Here is an 8429-nt window from a genome sequence, read left to right on the forward strand (position 1 = left end):
CAGGCGCTGGCGCTGCTGAGCGAGGTGCGGCTGCTGTGGCTCGGTTGGCTGCAGGGGCTGGACGTGGTGCAGGCACAAGACCAGCGCAGCTTCTTCGCGCTGATCCAGGACGACTCGCTGCGCGCCTCGTGGAAAACGCAGGTGCTGAAGCCGCTGCAAGGCCTGTTCTCCGGCGGCGCCTTCGCACCCGTGGTCGCCGAGTGCAAGCGCATCCACCAGGAGGTGCTGCGCGGTCGCGTATGGGTGGCGCTGCACATGCACGCGGGCGACGGCAACGTACACACCAACATACCGGTCAACAGCGACAACTACGCGATGCTGCAGACGGCGCACGAGACGGTCGCCCGCATCATGGCGCTGGCGCGGCGGCTCGACGGCGTGATCTCCGGCGAGCACGGCATCGGCATCACCAAGCTCGAGTTCTTGACCGAGGCCGAGACGGCGGACTTCACGGCCTACAAGCAGCGCGTCGATCCCGAGGGCCGCTTCAACAAGGGAAAACTGCTGCGCGGTGCGGCGTTGAAGGCCTTGGGAGACGACGTGCTGGCCGCCGACTTGAGCCATGCCTACACGCCCAGCTTTGGCCTGATGGGCCACGAGTCGCTGATCATGCAGCAAAGCGACATTGGGGCGATCTCGGACTCCATCAAGGACTGCATGCGCTGCGGCAAGTGCAAGCCGGTGTGCGCCACCCACGTGCCGCGCGCCAACCTGCTGTACAGCCCACGCAACAAGATCCTCGCCACCTCGCTGCTGGTCGAAGCCTTTCTGTACGAGGAGCAGACGCGCCGCGGCGTGAGCATCAAGCACTGGCAGGAGTTCGAGGACGTGGCCGACCACTGCACGGTCTGCCACAAGTGCCTGGCACCGTGCCCGGTGGACATCGACTTCGGCGAAGTGTCGATGAACATGCGCAACCTCTTGCGCAAGATGGGACAGAAAAGCCTGCGCCCAGGCAACGCGGTGGCGATGTTCTTCCTCAATGCCAAGAACCCCGACACCATCAAGCTGATGCGTACGGCGATGGTCGACGTCGGCTTCAAGGTGCAGCGCCTGGCCAACGACCTGCTGCGCGGCCTGGCGAAGCAGCAGACCGCAGCACCACCGTCGACGGTGGGCACGGCGCCGATCAAGGCGCAGGTCATTCACTTCATCAACAAAAAGATGCCAGGCGGCCTGCCCAAGAAGACGGCGCGCGCGCTGCTCGACATCGAAGACGCCAATTACGTACCGATCATTCGCGACCCGAACGGGACCACGAGCGAGAGCGAGGCGGTGTTCTATTTCCCCGGTTGCGGCTCGGAGCGGTTGTTCTCGCAAGTGGGTCTGGCGACGCAGGCGATGCTCTGGCACGCGGGCGTGCAGACGGTGCTGCCACCCGGCTACCTGTGCTGTGGCTACCCGCAGCGCGGCTCGGGGCAGTTCGACAAGGCCGAGAAGATCATCACCGACAACCGCGTGCTGTTCCACCGCGTGGCTAACACGCTCAATTACCTCGACATCAAGACCGTGGTGGTGAGTTGCGGCACCTGCTACGACCAGCTGCAAGGCTACAAATTCGAGGACATCTTCCCGGGCTGCCGCATCGTCGACATTCACGAGTTCCTGCTTGAAAAAGGCATCACCCTCAGCGCCAGCCAGCAAGACGGCGGTTACCTCTATCACGACCCCTGCCACAGCCCCATGAAACTGCAGGAGCCGATGAAAACGGTGAAGGCGCTGGTCGGCGACAAGGTCAGGAAGAGCGAGCGCTGCTGCGGCGAAAGCGGCACGCTCGGCGTGACGCGGCCGGACATTGCGACGCAGGTGCGCTTTCGCAAGGAAGAAGAGCTGAAGCAGGACGAGGCCGCGCTGCGCGCCATGGTCACGGGCAGCGGGGAGGGTGCGGCAAGCGCGCTGCCCGCCAAGGGCCCGGTGAAGATCCTCACCTCGTGCCCGAGCTGCCTGCAAGGTCTTTCGCGCTACGGCAACGATCTGAACAACGGCCTGCTCGAAGCCGACTACATCGTTGTCGAGATGGCACGCAAGATCCTCGGCGAGGGCTGGCTGCCCGACTATGTGGCGCGCGCCAACGAAGGCGGCATCGAGCGGGTGCTGGTGTGAGCGACCAGCCGGCGTGCGAGTTGTGCGCCGCGAGCGGTGGCCTGCCGGTGCATCGCACGCTCGATTGGCGCGTGGTGCGCGTGGCGGACGCTGCCTTTCCCGCCTTCTACCGCGTGATCTGGAACACCCATGTGGCCGAGTTCAGCGACCTCGACACGTCCCGGCGCCGCGCCTGCATCGAAGCGGTCGCCGCGGTCGAACAGGCGCTGCGCCAATCGCTCGCGCCGACCAAGATCAACCTCGCCAGCCTGGGCAATGTGGTGCCTCATCTGCACTGGCACGTGATCGCCCGCTTTGCGTGGGACAGTCATTTTCCGCAGCCGGTGTGGGGCAAGGCGCAACGCAGCGTCGAGCCGGCCGCCGAGGCGCGATTGCCGCTCGCCCTGGCCACGCTCGATACCCGCGTGGCCGCCGCGCTGCACGAACTGTCACCAGCCGTGCGCGGCTAGACTTGTCGGGCAACTTTCGCTCGCACCCACCATGGCCGGCCTGAACAAAAACACCCCCACACCCACCGCGCTGACCGTGCATCAACAGTCGCGCATGCTCGAGATTGACTTTTCCGACGGTGCTGCGTTCAAGCTGCCCTTCGAACTGCTGCGCGTGTACTCGCCTTCGGCCGAAGTGCAGGGCCACGGACCAGGGCAGGAAGTGCTGCAGACGGGCAAGCGCGATGTCGAGATCGTCTCGCTCGAGCCGGTCGGCAACTACGCGGTGCAGCCGACCTTTTCAGACGGTCACAGTTCGGGCCTGTTCGCCTGGGATTACCTCTACCACCTGGGCGTCGAGCAAGACGGCCTTTGGCGTGCCTACGAGGCCCGGCTCGCCGCGGCCGGCATGAACCGCGACGCGGCCATGCCCGAAGCGGGCGGCAGTGCCTGCGGCCACCATCACTGACATGGCGCTGCGAGCGGAGCTGCCGTGAGCCGCACCCATTTCGGCTTCGAAACCGTCGACGAAGCGCAGAAGGTCGACCGCGTGCGCGGCGTGTTCAACGCCGTCGCGTCCAAGTACGACGTCATGAACGACCTCACGTCGCTCGGGCTGCACCGGTTCTGGAAGGCCTACACGGTCGCGGTCGCCAACGTGCGCGAGGGGCAGCGCGTGCTCGACGTCGCCGCTGGCACCGGCGACTTGGCGCGCGCCTTCGCCCGGCAGGTGGGTGCCAGCGGGCTGGTCGTGCATACCGACATCAACGAGGCCATGCTGCGCGCCGGCCGAGATCGGCTGACCGACGAGGGCCTGCTGCTGCCGACCGCCCTGTGCGACGCCGAAGGCCTGCCGTTTGCCGATGCAGGCTTCGACGTGGTGAGCGTCGCGTTTGGATTGCGCAACATGACGCACAAGGAACGGGCGCTAGCCGAGATGGCGCGCGTGCTCAAACCAGGGGGGCGCCTGTTGGTGCTCGAGTTCTCCAAGGTCGCCAAGCCTCTGGAGAAGGCCTACGATTGGTATTCCTTCAACGTGCTACCGCGGCTCGGTCAATGGGTTGCGGGAGACGCCCAAAGCTATCGTTACCTGGCGGAGTCGATCCGCATGCACCCAGATCAGGCCGCGCTCAAAGAGATGATGAAGACGGTCGGTTTCGGCCATGTCGATATCCACAACCTAAGCGGCGGCGTCGTGGCGTTGCACGTCGGTTTGCGGGTCTGAGCACCCGACGGATCGATCCGGCTCCGACGATAGCGGCCGAGGCGGCGGTCTACCGTCTCCAGGCGTGTGTAGCCTCGAGTTTTGCGGGGTGCGAGTCTTGTGGGCGGCGCGAATGGTGGTTCGTGCTCAAGTAGGCATGCAAACTGCCGGCCCCCCGACTTGGGGACTGGGCCGCTCTGCTGATTTGCTTAAGATTCGGCACAGCGTCGTGATCGAAAAGGTGTTGTCATGGCAGTGTTTGATGGTGGTCGAAGGGCAGGCGATCCGCGCGGCCTCCCGTTCTTTGGATCGATGGCGATTGGAGGTGTTATGGGTTTGTCTACGAGAGCGTTGCTGCGACTGGTGCTCATGGTTGCGTTGGGCTCGCTGGCGTCAGTCGGTTGGCTTTCGGCGGCGGCGCAGGCCGCTACACCGGTGTCCAAAGATGAGTACCGCCTTGGTTCAGGGGACGCGGTGCGCATTACCGTGTTTCAGAACCCCGAGTTGTCGCTGGAGGCGCGCGTGTCCGAAAGCGGTGTGATCAGTTATCCGCTGCTGGGCTCCGTCAAGCTTGGCGGCCTGTCGCTTACCCAAGCCGAAAAGCGGATCGCGGACGGTCTGCGGGAGGGCAATTTCGTCAAGCAGCCGCAGGTTTCGATCTTGGTCGTCACGGTGCGCGGCAGTCAGGCGTCGATCCTGGGCCAGGTCAACAAGCCCGGCCGCTACCCGTTGGAGCAGGCAGATACCAAGCTCAGCGATCTCCTTGCGTTGGCTGGGGGTATTGCGCCGAATGGTTCGGACACCGCGGTGGTGTCGGGGCAGCGCAGTGGCAAGGCCTTCCGCAAAGAAGTCGATGTGCCCTTGGTGCTCGCCGGCAAGCAAAGCGAGGACATCGGCATCCAGGCAGGCGACGTCGTCTTCATTGACCGCATGCCGATGGTGTACATCTACGGCGAGGTTCAGAAGCCGGGCGCTTTCCGGCTCGAACGCGACATGACTTTGATGCAGGCACTGGCCGCGGGAGGCGGCCTCACCTTGAGAGGAACTCAAAAGGGCCTAAGGGTGAATCGCCGCGGTTCGGACGGCAAGGTTGAAGCACTCACCCCGGGCATGCAAGACACGCTCCGCGACGGCGATGTGGTCTACGTCCGCGAAAGTCTGTTCTGACGCCAGGAGCTGCTATGGCATTCAGTCAGTTCATCTCTATTCTCCACGCTCGCTGGAAGCTGGCATTGGCCGTCGTGCTCATGATCGTGGGCACCGCTGTCGTGGTCAGTTTGCTACTGCCGAAGCAGTATTCCGCGACGGCATCCGTCGTCTTAGACATCGGTCCTGACCCACTGTCGGCCGCCGCCTTCGGGACGGCTTTGCCAGCCTACATGGCCACGCAGATTGACATCCTGCAGAGCGAGCGGGTCGCGCGTCGGGTGGTTGCTGCGCTCCAACTCACCGAAAACGGCGAGCTGCGGCGCAAGTGGATGGAAGCCACCGGGGGTCGTGGCGATCTGGAGGCCTGGGCTGCGCTAGTGCTGCTGGAGAGTCTCGACATCAAGCCGGCACGCGAATCGAACGTGATCAACGTGGCCTTCAAGTCGTCGGACGCGCGCTTCGCGGCGACCGCAGCCAATGCCTTCGTTAAGGCATACATCGATACGGTGCTTGGTTTGCGCGTGGATCCAGCACGCCGCTACACCACCTTTTTCGACTCGCGGTCCAAGGAACTGCGAGAGCAAGTCGAAAGCGCACGGGCCAAGCTGTCGGCGTTCGAGCGCCAGAATGGGCTGATCGGGACCAATGAACGGCTCGACCTCGACACCGCGCGGTTGAGCGAGCTTTCCGTTCAGATCCTCTCTGCGCAAGCGGTTGCCGCCGAGTCCAGCGGCCGGCAGGTCGCTGCTCAAGGCCGGTCCGCCGAGCAATTGCAGGATGTGCTCATGAATCCGGTGGTGGCCGGACTAAAAGCCGATCTTTCGCGGGGCGAGGCGCGACTGCAGGAGTTGAATTCTCGGCTGGGCGATGCGCACCCTCAGGTAGTGGAAGCCAAGGCCAACATCAATTCCTTGCGCAGCCGTCTCGACGGCGAGGTACGGCGGATCACCAGCGGCGTTGGCCTGACCAACACGATCAATCGACAGCGCGAAGCCGAGTTCCGTGCTGCCTACGAGGCACAGCGGCAGAAAGTCCTGCGCATGAAGGCGCAGCGCGACGAAGCGGCCGTTTATCAACGAGAGGTGGAAAACGCTCAACGCGCCTACGACAGTGTGGTGAATCGCTACAACCAGACGTCGCTGGAAAGCCAGACCACTCAGACCAACATCGGGTTGCTGACGCCTGCGGTCGAGCCGACACGGCCTTCGTCGCCCAGGTTGATGCTGAACACCGTGATCGCATCGCTTGTCGGTGCGCTTCTCGCGGTTGGGCTTGTGATCGGCCTGGAAATGATGAACCGCCGTGTTCGCAACATCGACGATATCGTTCAGACCCTCGGTTTGCCTGTGCTGGGCGTTCTTGCGGGGCCTGACCGCCGCGCGCGCTCGCAGCCGTTGCTGGCCCGCCGGCTGCTCGGCCGCTTGCCCCTGACCGCCACCAAGAAAGCGTGAAAAATGGCAAAAATGCATGGTTCCCGCGTCACTGCGCTTGCTTGGCCATCGGCGCCTCATTCCGGAGAAGAGAATTCGGTTCATGACCGATCAATCGGCGACATTCTCCAGCGAACATGTGATCTGACGGACGAGCAGATTGCCGCCGTTCTCCAATACCAGCGCGACCGAGGCATGCGATTCGGCGAGGCAGCGATTGCGCTCGGATTTGTCTCGGACAAGGATGTCTTGTTTGCCTTGTCGCAGCAGTTCCACTACCACTACGCGCCGGAGGATCAGCGGTCTTTCAGCGCCGAACTTGTCGTGGCAAATCAACCGTTCTCACTGCAGGCGGAGTCGTTTCGGGCGATTCGCAGCCAGCTGACCATGCGCTTCTTCGGCGACGAAGGGTTACGGCCGGCGCTCGCGGTCGTCAGCCCCGAATCGGGCGACGGCAAGACGTTCTTCTGTGCCAATCTCGCCGTCGCATTGTCGCAACTGGGTGGGCGCACGCTCTTGGTCGATGCCGACATGCGCGGCCCCCGACAACAGCACTTGTTTGGCATCGAGAACACGGCAGGCTTGTCAGGCCTCCTCTCGGGTCGATCGAATGTTGATGTGATTCAACAAGTGGACGATCTGCCCAGTCTGTATGTGCTGCCCGTTGGCAATATGCCACCGAACCCGGTCGAACTGCTGGAGCGGCCCGCGTTTGGCTTTCTGATGCGCGAGCTGACCAGCAAATTCGACCACGTGATCGTCGACACGCCGGCGAGGTTCTATGGAGCGGACGCCCAGCTGATCGCTGCCAAGTGCGGCGCAGCGCTGGTCGTTGCCCGAAAAGACCTATCACGCATCAAGGCGCTGCAGGAACTCGTTCGGACGATAGGCGACGGCCCCGCCAAGCTGGTCGGGGTCATCATGAATGACTACTGACGTCGTGCGTTCGGCTGCTTGAAGAACTACGATGTCGTTGCGACAGATCGGTAAGAACTCCGCCTGGAACTTGTTCGGGCAGATTGCGCCAATCTTGCTGGCGCTGATCATCATCCCGTTGCTGCTCAAGCAACTGGGACCCGACCGCTACGGGTTTCTGACGCTGATTTGGGTGTTGATAGGTTATGTCGGCATCTTCGATCTGGGCGTCGGCAGGGCGATGACGCGGGTCGTCGCCGAGCGCCTCGGCGCGGACGATCGTCCAGCCGCTGAAGCGGTCGCACAGACGGCGATGGCCTTCCTGCTGATCCTGGGTGCTGTGTTTGCGATCGGCTTGCTCTGCACAGCCCAGATCGTGGTCGGCTATCTTTCCTTGCCGGCGCATTTGATCCACGAGGGTACTTGGGCATTGCGCATCCTTGCCGTAGGACTGCCTTTCGTCATGCTGACGTCCGGATACCGCGGTTGCCTCGAAGCCTACGGACGCTTCCCGACAGTCAGCATGATCCGGGTAGGCATGGGTTTCTTCACGTATTTGGCACCGCTCGGCGCTGTACTGGTCTCGCCGAGACTTGAAGTCATGGTCAGCGCAGTAGTTCTGATGCGCGTCGTTGCCAACCTGGTCCATCGCTGGGCATGCCGCCGAGATTGCAGTTTCACCATGAGGTGGCAGACGCCGGAGCGAGCGCGACTTCGACAGTTGCTCGGTTTTGGCGGCTGGATGACGGTGTCGGACATCATCAGCCCCCTGATGAACTCGCTCGACCGCTTGATCATCGCCGGTTTCGTGCCGGTTGCGGCGGTGGGCTATTACGCGACCGCGTTCGACATCGTCAACAAGGTCGTGATGCTGCCGTATTCAGTGATGTCCGCGGCGCTCCCGGTGGTGGCGGGCTACCAGGATCAAGCGCAAGCCCGATCGCTCTACGCCTTGCTCTTCAAGTGCGTCGTCATCGCTGTGCTGCCGATCCTGCTGGGCGTGACCGTCTTCGCCGAAGTGGCCTTCACGTGGTGGCTCGGTGAAGGCTTTGCAAGCACCGCCGCGCCCGTCGCTCAGATCTTGGCCGTTGGGCTGTTCTTTAACTGCGCAGCCCAGGCGCCGGCCCTGCTCATCAACAGCCGCGGCAAGCCGAAATGGATGGCGATGGCTCATCTTTGCGAGGTGCCGCTTTTTATTGG

8 protein-coding genes are annotated in these 8429 nt (G+C 63.3%); all 8 read left to right on the forward strand.

Translation table 11 applies throughout. The features are described from left to right. On the forward strand, window positions 1–2103 hold a 2103-nt coding region (locus tag RMO12_RS15585), incomplete at its 5' end, for an FAD-binding oxidoreductase (protein WP_309639969.1). Continuing rightward, window positions 2100–2552 carry an HIT family protein gene (locus RMO12_RS15590; RefSeq protein ID WP_405029693.1) on the forward strand — a complete coding sequence of 151 codons (453 nt, stop codon included), beginning with the start codon at window positions 2100–2102 and terminating at the stop codon, window positions 2550–2552. The genes RMO12_RS15585 and RMO12_RS15590, both read left to right, overlap by 4 nt. 31 nt (window positions 2553–2583) lie before the next feature. Further along, the gene (locus RMO12_RS15595; protein ID WP_309626587.1) at window positions 2584–3000 is read left to right on the forward strand and encodes a DUF971 domain-containing protein; all 417 of its coding nucleotides are present in this window, start codon (window positions 2584–2586) and stop codon (window positions 2998–3000) included. A gap of 24 nt (window positions 3001–3024) precedes the next feature. Then, a complete protein-coding gene (gene ubiE / locus RMO12_RS15600) occupies window positions 3025–3756 on the forward strand; it encodes a bifunctional demethylmenaquinone methyltransferase/2-methoxy-6-polyprenyl-1,4-benzoquinol methylase UbiE (protein WP_309639970.1) in 732 nt (243 codons plus the stop codon). A gap of 228 nt (window positions 3757–3984) precedes the next feature. Then, the gene (gene epsE, locus RMO12_RS15605; protein WP_309639971.1) at window positions 3985–4902 is read left to right on the forward strand and encodes a polysaccharide export protein EpsE; all 918 of its coding nucleotides are present in this window, start codon (window positions 3985–3987) and stop codon (window positions 4900–4902) included. A gap of 14 nt (window positions 4903–4916) precedes the next feature. Continuing rightward, complete coding sequence (gene epsF / locus RMO12_RS15610; protein WP_309639972.1) at window positions 4917–6335, forward strand: chain length determinant protein EpsF; 1419 nt, start codon at window positions 4917–4919, stop codon at window positions 6333–6335. Between the two features lie 3 nt (window positions 6336–6338). Beyond that, the gene (locus RMO12_RS15615; RefSeq protein ID WP_309639973.1) at window positions 6339–7250 is read left to right on the forward strand and encodes a polysaccharide biosynthesis tyrosine autokinase; all 912 of its coding nucleotides are present in this window, start codon (window positions 6339–6341) and stop codon (window positions 7248–7250) included. A 31-nt stretch (window positions 7251–7281) separates the two neighbouring features. Next, window positions 7282–8429: flippase (locus RMO12_RS15620; RefSeq protein ID WP_309639974.1), on the forward strand; the 1148-nt coding region annotated here is incomplete at its 3' end.

The sequence above is a fragment of the Methylibium sp. genome, from assembly GCF_031393925.1.
GTDB lineage: Bacteria > Pseudomonadota > Gammaproteobacteria > Burkholderiales > Burkholderiaceae_C > Methylibium.